This window comes from Myxococcota bacterium, assembly GCA_041389495.1.
Taxonomy (GTDB): Bacteria; Myxococcota_A; UBA9160; order UBA9160; family UBA4427; genus JAWKRT01.
Genome location: JAWKRT010000002.1, coordinates 377,277 through 392,542 on the forward strand (window position 1 = coordinate 377,277; position 15,266 = coordinate 392,542).

Here is a 15,266-nt window from a genome sequence, read left to right on the forward strand (position 1 = left end):
ATGGCGTCGCGGGCCGAGATGTTCCGCAGCGGGGCGCGCCTCTTCGCGCGCCTCGCACCGCGCCTCCGGCGCGAGCGCGCGGGCATCGCCGCCGCCGGGGTCGCGATGGCGATCGAGGTCGGCCTGCGGCTCGTCGAGCCGTGGCCCGTGAAGTTCGTGCTCGACGCGGTGAGCGGCGACGAGCGGTGGCGGCAGTCGCTCCCGTGGCTCGCCTCCTGGGATCCGGGCCGCGCGGTGGTGGTGCTGGCGCTCGCGATTCCCGCCGTCGCCGGTCTGCGCGCGATGGCGGGCTACCACCAGTCGGTGGGGTTCGCGGTCGTCGGCAACCGCGTGCTCACCGACCTGCGCGCGGAGCTCTTCGCGCACCTGCAGGGCCTCGCGCTCGCCTATCACCGGCGCGCGCGGCGCGGCGACCTGCTCGTCCGCGTGATCGGCGACGTCGGCATGCTGAAGGAGGCCGTCGTCACGGCCCTGCTGCCACTCTGCGTGAGCGGCTTCGTGTTCGTCTCCATGCTCGCGGTGCTCACGTGGATGGAGCCTCGCCTCGGGCTGCTCGCGATCGCGGTCACGCCGCTGCTGGCGCTCCTCACCGTGCGCATCGGCGGCGACATCCACGCGACGTCGAAGCGGCTGCGCACGCGCGAGGGGGCGATGGCGAGCGCCGCCGCGGAGTCGCTCGGCGCCGTCGAATCCGTCCAGGGGCTCGCGCTCGAGGGGGTCTTCCGCTCGGCGTTCGGTCGCGCCAACGAGAAGGGCTTCCGCGAGGGCGTCCGCGGGAAGCGGCTCGCCGCGCGCCTCGAGCGGAGCGTCGACGTCGTCGCCGCGACCGGCGTCGCGGCGGTGGCCGCGCACGGCGCGCAGCTCGTGATCGGCGGCGTGCTCACGCCCGGCGATCTCTACGTCGCGATCAGCTACCTGCGCCGCGCGCTCCGCCCCGCGAAGGACTTCGCGAAGCACTCGGCGCGGCTCGCGCGCGCGGCCGCCGCGGCCGACCGCGTGCTCGACGTGCTCGACGAGCCCGGCGCGGAGTCGATCGCGAGCGGCGCTGCGGACGCGGCCGGCGTGCGCGGTCGGCTCGAGCTCGACGGCGTCGCGACCGGGCACGAGGACGGGCCGCTCCTCGTGCAGGCGCTGTCGCTCCGCCTCGAGCCGGGCGAGCACCTCGCCATCGTCGGCCCGACGGGCGTCGGCAAGACGACGCTGCTCGGGCTCCTGCCGCGCCTCGCCGAGCCGCGCCGGGGGAGCGTGCGACTCGACGGGCTCGACCTGCGCGCCTACGCACTCGACGCGCTGCGCGCGCGCATCGCGTTCGTGCCGCAGCAGCCCGTGCTCTTCGCGGGCACGCTCGAGGCGAACGTCGCGATCGGGCTCGAGCACGCGACGCGCGAGGACGTCGAGGCCGCGGTCGAGCGCGCGGGCGCGCGCGCGTTCGTCGACGGGCTCGCGGACGGGCTCGACACCGAGGTCGGCGAGCGCGGCGAGACGCTGTCGGCGGGGCAGCGCCAGCTCGTCGCGCTGTGCCGCGCGGCGATGCGACGGCCGGCCGTACTGCTCCTCGACGAGCCGACGGCCGCGCTCGACGCGCCGAGCGCGCGCGTCGTCGCGGCGGCGATCGAGCGCCTCGCCGACGGCGTGACCACGCTGCTCGTCACGCACGACCCCGCGCTCGCGGCGACGTGCGATCGCGTGCTGCGCCTCGCGCACGGGCGGCCGCCCGAGCTCGGCGGGCGCGAGCTCGCGTTCGCCGCGGCGGCCGGAGAGGCGCGCGTCGCTCCCGCGTCGCCGTCGGTCCCGGCGCCGCCGGCCGCGGCGCTCGCTCGCGCGCGCGAGGACGGTTCGCATGTGCGCGGCTAGGCGCGCGACGCTCGCGCTCGTCGCGCTCGCCGCGCTGACGCTCCTGGAGGCGGCGCCGCGCGCCGCGCTCGCGGTGGGCGACGACGTCGTCGACCCGCTCGCCTACTCGCCGCTCGGCGCGCAGGAGGAGACGCGGCGCCGCATCGTGAAACGCCCGGACGAGGACCGCCCGCCCGACCAGCTGCGCGTGCCGATCCTCGGCCGCCCGCTCACGATCGGCGGACAGTGGGAGCTCGCGTCGCGCTTCGACGCGGACACGCGTCTCGGCTCGCGCCCCGACGACGACGAGCTCTCGATCGACCAGCGGCTCGAGGTCGAGCTCTTCTACGCGGCGACCGACGACCTGTTCCTCTATCTCGAGGGCAAGTTCTTCTACCGCACCGTTCCGTGGACCGAGGCCGGCCTCCGCGACGACCGGTTCTCCGTCGAGCGCGGCGAGTCGTGGATCTACCTCTCCGACGTCTTCGGCTCGCCGTTCAGCCTGCAGGTCGGCCGCCAGCGGATGAACGAGTCGAGCGAGTGGTGGTGGGACGAGGACCTCGACGCCGTCCGCCTGCACTTCGATCGGGGCGACGTGCACCTCGAGACGGCCGTCGCGGAGGAGCTGGTGCGCCTGGGCGACGAGCGCGACGACGTCGACCCGAGGCGCAGGGACGTCTTCCGCGTGCTGTCGCAGGCGACCTGGCAGTGGTTCGACCGCCAGTACGTCGAAGGCTTCGTCCACCATCAGCGCGATCACTCGCCGACCGAGCGGCCGTTCACGATCGTGTCGCGCGACCTCGAGGACCCGGTCGACGCGAGCCTCACGTGGTACGGCGTCGGCGCCAACGGGCGGGTCAAGACGCCCGTCGGTCGCGTCTACTACCGCAGCGTGGTCGCGTTCGTGCGCGGCCACGAGAACGTCGTCGACTACGACACGGACCCGTTCTTCGGACTGCGCTTCGTCGACACGGTGAACCGCCACGCGGTGAACGGCTGGGCGACGGACGTCGCGCTCACGCTGTCGACCGACCTCCCCGGCGAGCTCGCGTTCACGGCCGGCTACGCGTTCGGATCGGGAGAGAGCTCGTCGCGCCGCGAGGCCGATCGATCCTTCCGCCAGAGCGAGCTCCCCGACAACAACGGCCGCTTCCGCGGCGTCGACCGCTTCCGGTACTACGGCGAGCTGGTCGAGCCCAACCTCTCGAACCTCCACATCGCGACCGTCTCGCTCGGCGCGCGCTTCCTGCGCCAGAGCTCGGTCGAGCTCGTCTATCACGCCTACGAGCAGGTCGAGCCCGCGCCGTTCCTGTTCGGGTCGAGCCTGCGCCGCGCGCCGACGGGCCGCGACCGCTCGATCGGCCACGAGTGGGACGTCGTGCTCGGCGTCGAGGAGTGGGACCAGGTGCAGGTCGAGCTGATCGGCGGCGTGTTCCGCGCCGGCGACGCGTTCGGCCCGGCGGCCGGCGACCTCGCATACCTCGGATACCTCGAGGTGCAGTTCAACTTCTGACGCGCGCGGCGCGCGCGCCGCGCGCGACGCCGACGGAGGCCCCGATGCGTTCGCTCCTGCTCCGACTGCTGCCGTGGATCGTCGCCCCCGCACTCTCGGCCGCGGCCCTGCCGCTCCAGGAGGGCGACATCGTCGTGACCGACAACGAGACGGGGAACATCGTGCGCATCGACCCGGCGAGCGGGCTGCAGACGCTGCTCCCGTGCGCCTACGCCTTCCGGCGTCCACAGGGCGTCGTCGCGACGACCGACGAGGTGCTCTTCGTCAACGTTCCGTCGATCGTCCTGCTCGACGGCGAGCTCGTGAGCCTGACCGATGCGGGATGCGGGCCCGTGTCGCAGGGCGGCGACCTCGAGAACTCGGACGGCATCGCGCTCGACCGCGACGGCACCGTGATCGTGAGCAGCACGGCGTGTCCGTCGTGCGGCGCGGGCGCGCCGCCCGCGATCGTGCGCGTCGATCCGGTGACCTCGGTGCAGACGCCCGTCTCGTCCGGCGCGGCCTTCGTCAACCCCGAGCACATCGCGGTGCGTCCGGGCGGGCGGCTCTACGTCTCCGACGACGGCTGCCCGACGTGCAACCCGATCGTCCCGCCCGCGCTCTTCGACGTCGATCCGGCGACGGGCGCGCAGACGGTCGTGAGCGAGGCGCAGCTGCTGATCAACGTGAGCGGCATCGCGCTCGAGCAGGACGGCCACGTGCTCGTCGCCGATCGCGGGTGCAGCGCGTGCGTGCCGGTGATCCCGTCGCGCGTCGTGCGCGTCGACCCGCTCGGGCCCGTGCTCGCGAACCAGACCCTGCTCGCCTCGGCGACGCTCAACAACGAGTTCGACGGCGTCGCGATCGACGCGACCGGTGCGATCTTCGTCGGCGTCGAGAACTCGCTCGCCGACACGGGCGGCGTCAGCCGGATCGACGGCACGACGGGCCTCGAGACGCCACTCAGCCTCGGCATCTTCCTCGAGGACGTCGACGGCATCGCGATCGTCGTGCCCGAGCCGGGCTCGTCCGCCGCGGCGGTCGCCGCGCTCGCGGCCCTCGCCGCGCTCGCCCGCGCGAGGCGAAGCGCCTAGAGCACGCGCTCCGCGGCGAGCGCGCCCTCGGCCGCGGCGAGCACGGCCTCGGTCGTGGCGCGTCGCGCCGGGATGCGCTGGCTGATCGCGACGTGCCGCGCGATCGCGAGCGCGCGATGGCGCTCGAGGTCGCGGCGCAGCGCGTGCGCCTGGAGGCGCAGCCAGGTCTCCTCGAAGACGGCGCGCGCGTCGTCGAGCGCCGCCGCGTCGCCGTGCTCGCGCACGCCGAGCTCGACGAGGTGCGCCGCGAAGTTCGCGACGTCGATCAGCGGGTCGCCCCACGCGAACAGGTCGAGGTCGAGGAGCACGATGCCCCCGTCGCGGCGAACGAGCACCTGCTCGGGGTGGAGGTCGCGGTGGATGCCCGTCGCGCGCGCCGGCGCGATGCGCTCGGCGAGCCGCACGCAGCCGCGCTCGACGCCGTCGATGCGGCGCGCGAGCGCGGGCGCGGCGCGGCGCGCATCCGAGAGCTGCTCGCGCAGGATGGCGATCTCGCGCGCGAGGTCGTGCCGGCGCGCGGCCGGGACGGCGGCGGCGTGCAGCCGCGCGAGCGCCGAGGCGATGTCGCCGGCGAGGGGGATGCCGCCGCCGCCGGTCAGGAGCGCGTCGGCACGCGCGCCGTCCTCGAACGTCTGCAGCCACATCGCGAGGTCGGGAACGACGCCGAGCGAGCGCGGCACGCGGACGCCGTCGCGCCCGTCGAAGCCGCGGCGCGCGAGCTCGCCTGCGAGGCGGTGCGCGGCGAAGTCGGTGCGCTTGTGGCGCAGCTTGCCGAGCGCGCGCAGCTGCAGCGTCTCGCCGGTGGTCGGGTCGCGCAGCGCGAGGAGGTAGTCGACGAGCGCGCGCCGACCGGGCTTGTGGCGCACGAGTGTCGCGCGCTCGACCTCGACGTCGCCGTGCGGGAAGGCCGTGGTCTCGATCGCGGCCGCGGCGACCTTGGGGTCGAGCGCGGCATCGAGCGCGGGCATCGCGGGATCGAGGAGGCCGGCGCCCGCGCTCGCCGCCGCGCCGCCGGCGCCGCCGGCGCCGGCGCCGCCGCCCGGCGGCGGAGCGCGCGCCGCGCACCGCTCGCCGCCGCGGCGACGGTCGGCAGCCGCGCCTCGATCTCGCGCGCGAACTCGAGGAGCTCGCGCGTCTGCTCGAGCCACTCCTCCTCGTTGCGGCGGAACGGGTCGGCGAGCAGCGAGAACAGGGCGACCGCGTGCTCGAGCCGCGCGTCGACGCCGCGGCCGAGCTCGAGCGAGAGCCCTTCGAGCAGCGCCGCGCGCGCGGCCTCGGCGCGCGGGAGCGGGAGGCGCCCGCGCACGACGTCGCGATCGAGGTGCGCGGCGAAGCAGCCCGCGTCCTGCGCCTCGCCGCCGCGCGCGGCGGCGTCGAGGTCGAGGAAGGAGACGTCGTCGTCGCCGAGCAGGACCTGCTTCGCGTAGAAGTCGCCGTGGACCGGAACCGCATCGGCGGGCGTGGACGCGATGCGCGCGGCGAGCCGCTCCGCGAGCCGCCGCGCGCGCTCGGCGAGCGGCCCGTCGAGCGCCGCGAGCGCGTCCGGCATCGCGAGCAGCGCGGCCGCGCGCTCGCGCGGCCGCACGACGGGAACGTGCTTCGGATCCTGGCGCTGCAGGACGGCGAGCGCGCGCCCGACGCGCCCGAGCGCGCGCGGGTCGAACGACGCGCGCGCGATCGCGTCGCTCGCGAGCTCGCCCTCGAGCCAGGTCGTCGCGACGAGCCCGTCGCCGTGCGACGAGACGAGGCGCTCCGGGAGGCGGAGCCCGTCGCGCGACGCGAGGCTGATGAGCTTGCGCGACGCGTCGCGGTGGCGCTGCGAGGCGTGCAGCTTCAGGGCGACGCGCTCGCCGTTCGCGTTCTCGACGCGCGCGACGAAGCGGCGCTCGGGCTTGTAGGCGAGCGGCGCGAGCGTCGTCGCGCCCCAGCGGTCGCCGTCGCCGAGCGCGCTCGCGAGCACGCCGCCGCGCGCGGCGGGATCGAGCAGTGCCGCGAGCGACGGGAGCTTCGCGTCGTGCGGGAAGCGCGAGACGATCGCGCGCTCGCCGACCGCGAAGACGCTCGCTCCGTCGACCGCCACGCGCTCGGCCTTGTCCGCGACGGCGTCGCCGTACGCCTTCACCGAGTGCGTCGTCGCGCCGCCGTCGCCGAGCTCGATCTCGAACAGGCTGAGGCAGCTCGTCGCGGGCTTGTAGCGCGTGTAGCGGCGCTCGATGCGCCGGACGTCGAGGTCGGGCCGCGCGCGGGAGAGGGCGCGCGCGAGAGCGTGCTCGTCGATCGCGAGCGCGAGGTCGGGAATCGCCGCGTCCGCGTCGGCGAGACGCGCGAGTGCCGCTCGTTCCAGTCGCCCGCCGCTCACGCGGTGCTCCGCGCGGTCGCCGACGCCGCGGTGCTCGCGCGGCCGACGGAGCGCGCGGCGTCGGCCGGCGCGTCGGCGAGCGCGAGCGCGCGGCGCGCGACGTCGACCCAGTCGCAGTCGGCGACCTTCGCGCGCGCGTGCGCACCGAGCCGCGCGCCGAGCGCCGCGTCGCGTTCGAGTCGGAGCAGCGCGCGGGCCGTGGCCTCGACGTCGCCGGGCGGGACGAGGAGCCCGTCCACGCCGTCGTCGATCACCTCGCGGATCTGCCCGATCGCGCTCGCGACGACGGGGAGGCCCGCCGCCATGTACTCGTAGAGCTTGAGCGGCGAGAAGTAGAAGTCGTCGAGCTGCGGATACGGCGCGACCGCCGCGTCGAAGCTCGCGAGCCAGCGGGGCACGTCCTCGGGCGGGACGGCGCCGACGAAGTAGGCGGCCTTCGCGTGGCCGCATGCGGCGAGGCGCTGCTCGAGCGCGGCGCGACCCGGGCCGTCGCCCACGATGCACAGCCGCGCGCGCGGCGCGACGTCGCGCACGCGCGCGAACGCGTCGGCGAGCGGCTCGAGGCCGTGCCACGGGCGCAGCGAGCCGACGAAGCCGATCGTGAACGGCTGCGTCGCCGCGCCGTCGTTCGCGCGGGCGTCGGCCGCCGCGCGCGCGATCGCGCGCCGGGCGCCGGTGCGGAACCGCTCGAGGTCGACGCCGTTCGCGAGCACGTGGATGCGCGCCGGGTCCGCCGTGCGGGGCGCGAGCCAGTCGGCGAGCGGCCGGGAGACCGCGAGCAGCGCGCTCGCGGCGTCGAAGGCGCGGGCCGCGGCGCGCTCGGCCGCGCCGCGGTCGACGAGCGTGCGGTGGCGCGCCTGCTCCTCGACGAGGGGAGCGTTCACCTCGAGCAGACCGGGGATGCCCGCCGCGCGCGCGTGCTCCATCGCCGCGAAGGCGAACAGGGCGTGCCGCTCGTAGACCGCGTGGAGGGTGCCCGCGCGCGCGAGCGTCGCGGCGACCGCCTCGTTGTCGCGCAGCCGCCACCGCTCGAGCTCGGCCGCCACGAGTCGTCCTCCCGGCAGTCGCGGGAGGTCGACGCGCTCGACGAAGCGCAGGTCGAGCGGCGCGCTGCCGCCCGGACGCGCGAACAGGACGACCTCGTGACCGAGCCGGCCGAACGCGCGGAGCATCGCCTGCACGTGGCTCGACGCGCCCTTGGTGCCGAACGCCGGAACACCGGGGTCGGTCGTGACGTAGGCGATCCGCATACCGCACGGGATCGCAAGTTCGGTGCCGGCCCGCGCGCGCGTCGGGGCGCGCGCTGCGCGCGCGAAGGGGAGGGGCGCGGCGCGCGCTGCGCGATCTCACCCGCCGGCGTGCCGTATCCCCCATTCCGCGACCGCGCCCTCGCGTGCGGGCCGCGCGGGGGCGGGAGAGTCCGGGCACGCGACTTGCTCTCCGGGTGCGCACGGAGGGCGGCGCGCAGCGAGCGCCGGCCCGGGGAGGCGTCGTCATGCTCGCAGGCTGCTGGCTCCGGACACACGCGCGCGCCGCGCGCGCGCTCGTCGTCGCACTCGCGTCGGCCCTCGCCGGTGCGGCGGCGGCGGCACCCGATCGGCCCGTCATCACCGAGATCTACGTCGATCCGCCCGGCGCGAACGACGGCCCGGTCGGCCGCGACCTCGCGAACCTCCACCAGGAGTACCTCGAGATCTACCTGCCGACGGCGGCCGAGCTGCACGCCTCGCTCGACAAGGACTCGCTCGATCTGACGATCTACGACGTCGAGGGCGACGCCTCGTCGACGGGAGTCGGGCTCGTCAACTACCGGATCGATCTCCCGACCTTCGACCTCGACCCCTCGAACGGCCTCACCGGCCTCGCGCGCCCGGCGTCGGGCATCGTCGTCGTCGGCTGGGTCGACTATGTCGGGGACCCGCCCACCGCCCTCGCCGGCACGCCCGCGACGCGCGTCGCGCTCGTGAACGGCGGCGTCACGTCGACACCCGGCTACACGTTCGTCGCGCTCAACGGCAACGAGTTCGCCGGCACGACGAACTTCCCGACCCCGCTCGCGATCTCGGCGATCGACGCGAGCGAGCGCACGGGCGGCCTCTTCGAGAACGGATCGAGCGCGACGCTGCTCGTGAACCGCGACTCGCCCGCCTACGCACAGCTCTTCGACGAAGCCGACGCGGCGCACGTCCCGCCGCTCGCGAACGCGGACCCGAACCTGCCGTCGGGCGCCGTGCTCGGCACGGCCGCGCTGCTCGACGCCGTCGCCGCGAACGACCACCGCAAGTTCGACCCGCTCGAGCAGCCCTACGCGACGCCGACGGGCGACGACATCGACCTCGAGACCGTGCTGCCGCTCGGCGGCGCGTTCAGCCGCCTCGTGCCCCAGCTGCTCGAGACGGAGCAGGGCTATGCGCGGCTGCTCGTGGACGTCGTGAAGACGACGGAGGACGCGAGCGCGGCGAACGACGATCCGGTCGCGGACGCGCTCGGCGCCTATCGCACGATCGCGTCGGCCGGGCCGTTCTTCCCGACGCCGGGCGTCGCTCCCGCGTTCGCGACGCCCGCGCAGCTCTCGGTCGCGGACGCGAGCGTGCAGGTGTTCCCGGTGCTCGCGGGCACGACGGGAAGGCCGGGTCTGCGCGCCGCGAACCTCGGTGGCGACTTCGGCATGGACGTCGCGGCGACGCCGGGTGCGTCGAGCGCGCCGGGCACCGTGGCGCTCGCAGCCGGCGCGGTCGCAGCGTCGATCGGCGCGCAGGAGCGCGTCTTCCCGCAGGTCGAGGCGACGGTGCCGATCGGTGCGCTCGACGGCGCGCTCGCGACGTCGACCGTCACCGTGGCGGCTTCGAAGGCCTCGCCGGCCGACCCGCCCGTCGCGAACCCGGTGCAGGCGGTGACGGCGACCTTCCAGGTGCTCTCGCCGGTCAACGGCAAGGCGGCGAACGGGCTGCCCTTCCAGGCGACCACCTTCGCCGCGCTGCAGCCGCTGCCGCCGCCCGCCGTCGGCACCAACGAGTTCGCGACGACGAGCCTCGGCGCGTTCGTCGCGCAGCACCTCGGGTCGCTCGTCGCCGACACGCGCGGCAATGGTGCGACGCTCGTCGACCCCGCGACGAACCTCGGCGACCCGGTGCTCGTCGACGCGATGGAGAAGGACATGCCCGACCTGCCGGCGGCGTACATCGACGTGCCGTCGCCGGCCGGCCTCGAGTCGCTCGTCGCGACGGTGCTCACGTCGGCGGAGTGGCTGTCGGGCGCGGACAGCTACACCGACAACTTCGATGCGACCTTCAGCGCCGTGCGCGCGATCGACCTCGCGCTGCCCGAGACGGCGACCTCGGGCGGCGTCTTCCGGCCGAGCGAGCGCGTGCACTTCGTCGACGCGCTCGGCGGCGTGGGCGACCCGACGAGCGGGCTCACCGACGCGACGAGCGACCGCGGCTTCGAGGTCGCGATCGTCGACACGAACGTCCAGCAGGCCGGCACGCTCGAGACGGGTGCGACCGACGACTTCGGCCTCGTCGTCGAGGTGGGCGCGGTGCGGCCGGGCGCGCTCGTCGTCCCCGGGCAGTTCGTCTTCCTGAGCTTCACCGGAGGCTTCGAGGGAACCGACATCGACACGCTCGAGGTGGCGCCCGGCGGCGCGCGGACGGTCGTCGTCTACCTCGACCTCGACCTGCTCGACACGGTGCTCGGCGCTCGCACGATCCGCCGGCTCATGGTCGTCGACGCGGGCACGGGGAGCGGGGCGGTGAACGTGATGGAGGCGTTCTCGCTGAACGTCGAGGGTGCGAGCGTGCCGGCCGTTCCTCCGTGGCACGCCGCCGTCGGCGCCGCGCTGCTCGGCGCCGCCGGCCTGCGCAGACTGCGCCGCGCCGCCTGATGCGCGCGGCGCGCGCCGCCGGCCGGTGTAGAGTGCGCGCGCGATGGACACCCACGGAATGCGAAGGCTGGAAGGAAGGCGCGCGCTCGTCACGGGTGCGGGCTCGGGCATCGGACGGGCGACCGCGCAGCGGCTCGCCGCCGAGGGCGCCGCGGTCTACGGCGTCGACGTCAACGACGAGGGCTGCCGCGAGACGGTCGCGGCGATCGAGGCGGCCGGCGGCCGCGCGCTCGCCGCGCGCTGCGACGTGCGCCGCTCGAGCGAGTGCGACGCGGTCGTCGCCGCCGCCGTCGACGCATTCGGCGGGCTCGACGTCCTCTGCAACGTCGCGGGCGTGCTGCTGCAGCGGCCATCCGCGAAGTGCACGGACGACGAGTGGCAGCGCGTCCTCGACGTGAACCTCACGGGCACCTTCTACATGTGCCGCGCCGCGCTCCCGCACCTCGCCCACGCGCGCGGAGCGATCGTGAACCTCGCGTCGATCGCCGGCGTGCAGGCCGTCCCGTACGCGGCCGCCTACTGCGCTTCGAAGGGCGGCGTGCTGATGCTGACGAAGTCGCTCGCCGTCGAGTGCGCGAAGTCGGGGCCGCGCGTCAACTGCATCTGCCCGGGCGGCGTCGCGACGCCGATGACGATGGGCTACCGGCGCGACGCCGAGCTCGACGCCTCGCTCTCGGCGCACATCGCGCCGCGCATGCCGACGATCGCGCAGCCCGACGAGATCGCCGCCCTCGCCGCCTATCTCGCCTCCGACGAAGCGCGCTTCATGACGGGCTCCGCGGTCGCCATCGACGGCGGCCAGGCCGCCTAGCCTCCCCGAGCACCGCAACGCACTGCGCCGCACGCGCGGCGCCGGTCGGCACGGCCCCGCGCCCGGGCTCTCTCCACGGCCCTCGCCCGCGAGCGATCGAGTGTGGCTAGGCGAGCAGCCCGCCGTCGACGACGAGGACCTGGCCGGTCATGTAGGACGACGCGTCGGAGGCGAGGAAGAGGGCGGGGCCGACCATCTCGTCGGGCTCCGCGACGCGGCCGAACAGGTTGCGCGCGCCCATCTCGGCGCGGAAGCGCGCGCGCTCGTCGGCGTCGCGCGGCAGGATCATGTCCGTTGCGACGGAGCCCGGCGTGAGCGCGTTGACGCGCACGCCGCGCGGCGTCCACTCCTTCGCCATCGTGCGCGTGAGGCTCAGCAGCGCGGCCTTCGACGCCGCGTAGGCGCCGAGGCCCTCCATCGGCGCGTGGCCGGCGACGGCGGTGACGTTGACGACGACGCCGCGCCCGCTCGCGGCGAGGTGCGGGAGGGCCGCGCGCGCCAGCAGGAGCGGGCCCGCCGTGTTGGTGCGGTGGAGGAGGTCGAGCTCGTCGGGCGAGATGCGCTCGATGCGGTGCGGGCGCAGGAGGCCGGCGTTGTTGACGAGCACGTCGAGCCGGCCGAAGGCGTCGAGCGCCGTGCGCACCGCGCTCTCGTGCGTCGCCGGGTCGGCGAGGTCGAAGGCGACGGGCTCGGCGCGGCCGCCGGCCGATGCGATCCCGCGCGCGACCTCGTCGAGGCGGGCCCCGTCGCGCGCGGCGACGACGACCGCGGCGCCCGCGCGCGCGAAGCCCTCCGCGATCGCGCGCCCGATGCCGCGGCTCGCGCCCGTGACGAGGGCGACGCGCCCGGTGAGATCGAAGAGCGAGAACGGGGCGTCCACGGCGCCGCCTAGCCTCGCGGCTTGCCGGCGGTGACGCCGCCGTCGGCGACGAACTCGCCGCCCGTGCAGTAGGACGCCTCGTCCGAGACGAGGAAGAGCGCGAGGCTCGCGATCTCGTCCGCGTCCGCCATGCGTCCGAGCGGGACGCCGGCGTAGGCGCGCCGGTAGTCGTCGTCGGTCCAACCCCGGCGCTCGGTCATCTTCGTGCGCGTCGGACCGGGGAAGAGCGTGTTCACGCGGATGCCGAGCGGGCCGAGCTCGAGGGCGGCCGTCTTCGAGAGCCCGCGCACGCCGAACTTCGAGGCCGCGTAGGCCGCCATGCCCTCGCGTCCCTCGAGACCCTGCACCGACGAGAAGTTGACGATCGAGCCGCCGCCGCGCGCCTGCATCGCGGGCACGACGGCGCGCGTGCCGAGGAAGGCGCCGACGAGGTTGGTGTCGAGGAGGAGGCGGAGCTCGTCGAGCGTGGTCTCGACGAGCGCCTTCACGCGCAGCACGCCCGCGTTGTTGACGAGCGCGTCGACGCCGCCGGCCTCGCCGACGAAGGCGTCGACGGCGGCTTCCCAGCTCGCCTCGCTCGCGACGTCGAGGGCGAGCGCGCCCGCCCGCCCGCCCGCCTCGCGGATCGCGGCCGCGACCTCGCGCGCGTCGTCGTCGCGGCGGTCGGCGACGCCGACGTGCGCGCCCTCGGCCGCGAAGCGGCGCGCCATCGCGCGGCCGATGCCGCGCGCCGCGCCCGTCACGAGCACGGCCTTGCCCGCGAGTCTCCCCGTGCCCGTCGTCATCGTCGTCCGTCCCGTCCCCGTGCGCCGCGCGCCCGCCTAGCGGGTGACGACGCGCTCCTTGCGCACGAACGCGTCGCGCTGCCGGTCGCCCACGCCCATGAGGTTGAGCTGGTACGTGTAGCCCTGCTCGAGCCGGTAGTTCGTGTGGAGATCGCTCGGGTCGATGTGGTTGAGCGCGGCCTTCGCGAAACGCACGGCGGCCGGCGGCTTCGCCGCGATGCGCTCCGCGACCTCGCGCGCCGCGTCGCGCAGCGCTTCGGGCTCGACGACCCGGTAGACGGTCCCGTACTCGAAGAGCTGCTGCGCGGTCACGGGCTCGCACGTGAACGTCATCTGCCGCAGCTTGAGCGGCGGGACGAGGCGCGCGAGGTGCGACGCGCAGCCGAGCGCGCCGTTGTCGACCTCGGGCAGTCCGAAGCGCGCCTTCGTCGATGCGACGATGATGTCGGCGCTCCCGACGAGCCCGATCCCGAGGCCCATGCAGAAGTCGTTCACGGCGGCGATCACGGGGACGGGTGTCTCGTAGATGGCGTGGAACGTCGCATAGCACGCCTCGCTCGAGCCGAGGATGTGATCGAAGCCCTCGACGCTCTGCATCTCCTTGATGTCGATGCCCGCGTTGAAGCCGCGCCCCTCGGCCGTGAGGACGACGGCCCGCAGCGCGGGGTCGCGCGAGAGCTCGACGAACGCGTCGCGGATCGCCCAGGTGTCGGCCACGGTGAGCGCGTTCACGGGCGGGTGGTGCATGACGACCTCGGCGATGCCGTCGCGCACGGTCGTGGTGATGGGCATGGTGCCTCCTCAGTCGCTCGCGGGAGTGTCGGCGAGCGGGGACAGGTAGTAGCGCGCGACGTGCGGGGCGATCGCGAACACGACGCGGCTTCGCCAGCGCCGCCGCGGGAAGGGCGCGCCCGTGTAGCGCTGCGAGAGCGCGTCGAGCAGCGCGAGATCGGGGTCGTCGCGCACCTCGACGACGCGCCCGCGCACGAGCAGCTGCTCGTACGGGTTCGCGCGGGACACGATCGAGAGCGCGACGCGCGGGTCGCGCTCGAGGTTGCGCGCCTTGCGCGAGGCGCCGTCGGTCGTCACGAGCACGAGGTCGCCCTCGCGCGCCACCCACACCGGCTCGACCTTCGGCGCACCGTCGGCCTCGAGCGTCGCGAGGTGCGCGAAGTTCGCGGCGTCGAGCAGCCGCTTCGCGTCGTCGCCGAGCCTCACGCGTGCTGCCCGCTCACGGAGAGCGCTTCGCCGGTCATGTAGGAGGAGAGATCGCTCGCGAGGAAGACGACGGCGTCGGCGATCTCGTCGACGCGCGCGGCGCGCCCCTGCGGCTGGAGCGCGATCATCGCGTCGAGGTGGCGCGCGTCGGCGACGCGCAGGAGCTGCTCGTGCAGGGCGACGGTGGGGACGACGGCGTTGACGCGCACGCCGACCTCGGCGCCTTCGACGGCCGCGCAGCGCGTGAGCGCGAGGACGCCCGCCTTCGCCGCGGCGTAGGCCGTCTGCCCGCGCTCGGCGCGGCGGGCCGTGACGCTCGAGACGGTGACGATCGCGCCGCCGCCGGCCGAGCCGAGCGCGCGGAGCGCCGCGCGCACGCAGCGGAACGCGCCGCCGAGCGAGACGTCGAGCACGCGCTGCCAGTCCTCGTCGCGCGTCGTCGCGAGCGCGCCCGCGAACCCGAGCCCCGCGTTCGCGACGAAGACGTCGAGGCCGCCGAGCGCGGCGCTGGCCTCGTCGACGAAGCGCTCGACGTCTGCGGAGCTCGCGACGTCGCACGGGAACGCCGCGACGCGCCGGTCGGCCCGCGCGTCGCCGTCGCGCGCGAGCGCGTCGCGCAGCCGCGCCGCCGTCTCGCGCAGCCGGCCCTCGTGCCGGTCGGAGAGCGCGACGCTCGCGCCCTCGTCGAGCAGGCGCTGCGCGGTGGCGGCGCCGATGCCCGTTCCGGCCGCGGCGGTGATCGCGACGCGCTTCCCGCGCAGCAGCCCGTGCGCGGGCCGCGCGCGCGCATCGCGCGCGGCGTGGACGTCGGATTCGCACATCGTCGCAGGGGCTCCGGTGACGGCGAGCTTGACGATTCTACGCGCTTCTCGCGAGGATGCGCGCGCGTTCGCGGCGACCCCGCGCGCGCG

General features: G+C 75.5%; 13 protein-coding genes. 5 read left to right on the forward strand and 8 right to left on the reverse strand.

The features are described from left to right. From R3E88_12410 to R3E88_12420, 3 genes are read left to right on the forward strand one after another with little or no spacing between them, the layout of a single operon-like run. The gene (locus R3E88_12410; GenBank protein ID MEZ4217276.1) at positions 1 to 1,854 is read left to right on the forward strand and encodes an ABC transporter ATP-binding protein; all 1,854 of its coding nucleotides are present in this window, start codon (positions 1 to 3) and stop codon (positions 1,852 to 1,854) included. Beyond that, complete coding sequence (locus R3E88_12415; protein ID MEZ4217277.1) at positions 1,841 to 3,346, forward strand: alginate export family protein; 1,506 nt, start codon at positions 1,841 to 1,843, stop codon at positions 3,344 to 3,346. Before R3E88_12410 ends, R3E88_12415 begins: the two co-directional genes overlap by 14 nt. Before the next feature lie 44 nt (positions 3,347 to 3,390). After that, complete coding sequence (locus R3E88_12420; protein MEZ4217278.1) at positions 3,391 to 4,419, forward strand: SMP-30/gluconolactonase/LRE family protein; 1,029 nt, start codon at positions 3,391 to 3,393, stop codon at positions 4,417 to 4,419. Here the strand turns inward: R3E88_12420 and R3E88_12425 are convergent. Genes R3E88_12425 through R3E88_12435 form a run of 3 tightly spaced genes read right to left on the reverse strand, consistent with a single transcriptional unit; the run spans position 4,416 to position 8,028 of the window. After that, complete coding sequence (locus R3E88_12425) at positions 4,416 to 5,099, reverse strand: phosphotransferase (GenBank protein ID MEZ4217279.1); 684 nt, start codon at positions 5,097 to 5,099, stop codon at positions 4,416 to 4,418. The two genes, R3E88_12420 and R3E88_12425, sit on opposite strands and share 4 nt — an antisense overlap. Further along, positions 5,015 to 6,778: a hypothetical protein gene (locus R3E88_12430; protein ID MEZ4217280.1), complete on the reverse strand. Its 1,764-nt coding sequence runs from the start codon at positions 6,776 to 6,778 to the stop codon at positions 5,015 to 5,017. The genes R3E88_12425 and R3E88_12430 overlap by 85 nt, the downstream gene beginning before the upstream one ends. After that, entirely contained in the window at positions 6,775 to 8,028 is a 1,254-nt protein-coding gene (locus R3E88_12435; protein MEZ4217281.1) for a glycosyltransferase family 4 protein, read from the reverse strand. The genes R3E88_12430 and R3E88_12435 overlap by 4 nt, the downstream gene beginning before the upstream one ends. A 245-nt stretch (positions 8,029 to 8,273) precedes the next feature. Here R3E88_12435 and R3E88_12440 point away from each other — a divergent pair, with 245 nt between their 5' ends. Together R3E88_12440 and R3E88_12445 are read left to right on the forward strand one after the other, a co-directional pair. Then, positions 8,274 to 10,661: a hypothetical protein gene (locus R3E88_12440; protein MEZ4217282.1), complete on the forward strand. Its 2,388-nt coding sequence runs from the start codon at positions 8,274 to 8,276 to the stop codon at positions 10,659 to 10,661. A gap of 43 nt (positions 10,662 to 10,704) precedes the next feature. Continuing rightward, positions 10,705 to 11,472, forward strand: coding sequence for an SDR family NAD(P)-dependent oxidoreductase (locus R3E88_12445; protein ID MEZ4217283.1), 768 nt, complete (start codon positions 10,705 to 10,707; stop codon positions 11,470 to 11,472). A 106-nt stretch (positions 11,473 to 11,578) separates the two neighbouring features. Here R3E88_12445 and R3E88_12450 read toward each other — a convergent pair whose 3' ends face one another. From R3E88_12450 to R3E88_12470, 5 genes are read right to left on the reverse strand one after another with little or no spacing between them, the layout of a single operon-like run. Further along, positions 11,579 to 12,352 carry an SDR family NAD(P)-dependent oxidoreductase gene (locus R3E88_12450; protein MEZ4217284.1) on the reverse strand — a complete coding sequence of 258 codons (774 nt, stop codon included), beginning with the start codon at positions 12,350 to 12,352 and terminating at the stop codon, positions 11,579 to 11,581. Between the two features lie 8 nt (positions 12,353 to 12,360). Continuing rightward, complete coding sequence (locus R3E88_12455; protein ID MEZ4217285.1) at positions 12,361 to 13,137, reverse strand: SDR family NAD(P)-dependent oxidoreductase; 777 nt, start codon at positions 13,135 to 13,137, stop codon at positions 12,361 to 12,363. Positions 13,138 to 13,173: 36 nt separating this feature from the next. After that, on the reverse strand, positions 13,174 to 13,929 hold the full coding sequence (locus tag R3E88_12460; GenBank protein ID MEZ4217286.1) for an enoyl-CoA hydratase family protein: 756 nt from the start codon (positions 13,927 to 13,929) through the stop codon (positions 13,174 to 13,176). Between the two features lie 9 nt (positions 13,930 to 13,938). Next, entirely contained in the window at positions 13,939 to 14,355 is a 417-nt protein-coding gene (locus tag R3E88_12465; protein ID MEZ4217287.1) for a PPOX class F420-dependent oxidoreductase, read from the reverse strand. Next, positions 14,352 to 15,176 carry an SDR family oxidoreductase gene (locus R3E88_12470; GenBank protein ID MEZ4217288.1) on the reverse strand — a complete coding sequence of 275 codons (825 nt, stop codon included), beginning with the start codon at positions 15,174 to 15,176 and terminating at the stop codon, positions 14,352 to 14,354. The genes R3E88_12465 and R3E88_12470 overlap by 4 nt, the downstream gene beginning before the upstream one ends. Between the last annotated feature and the right edge of the window lie 90 nt (positions 15,177 to 15,266).

Excerpts from the sequence above, each read along its gene's own strand:
- R3E88_12410 (MEZ4217276.1), top strand. The coding sequence starts at position 1 with ATGGCGTCGCGGGCCGAGATGTTCCGCAGCGGGGCGCGCCTCTTCGCG.
- R3E88_12415 (MEZ4217277.1), top strand. The coding sequence starts at position 1,841 with ATGTGCGCGGCTAGGCGCGCGACGCTCGCGCTCGTCGCGCTCGCCGCG.
- R3E88_12420 (MEZ4217278.1), top strand. The coding sequence starts at position 3,391 with ATGCGTTCGCTCCTGCTCCGACTGCTGCCGTGGATCGTCGCCCCCGCA.
- R3E88_12435 (MEZ4217281.1), bottom strand. The coding sequence starts at position 8,028 with ATGCGGATCGCCTACGTCACGACCGACCCCGGTGTTCCGGCGTTCGGC.
- R3E88_12440 (MEZ4217282.1), top strand. The coding sequence starts at position 8,274 with ATGCTCGCAGGCTGCTGGCTCCGGACACACGCGCGCGCCGCGCGCGCG.
- R3E88_12445 (MEZ4217283.1), top strand. The coding sequence starts at position 10,705 with ATGGACACCCACGGAATGCGAAGGCTGGAAGGAAGGCGCGCGCTCGTC.
- R3E88_12455 (MEZ4217285.1), bottom strand. The coding sequence starts at position 13,137 with ATGACGACGGGCACGGGGAGACTCGCGGGCAAGGCCGTGCTCGTGACG.
- R3E88_12460 (MEZ4217286.1), bottom strand. The coding sequence starts at position 13,929 with ATGCCCATCACCACGACCGTGCGCGACGGCATCGCCGAGGTCGTCATG.
- R3E88_12470 (MEZ4217288.1), bottom strand. The coding sequence starts at position 15,176 with ATGTGCGAATCCGACGTCCACGCCGCGCGCGATGCGCGCGCGCGGCCC.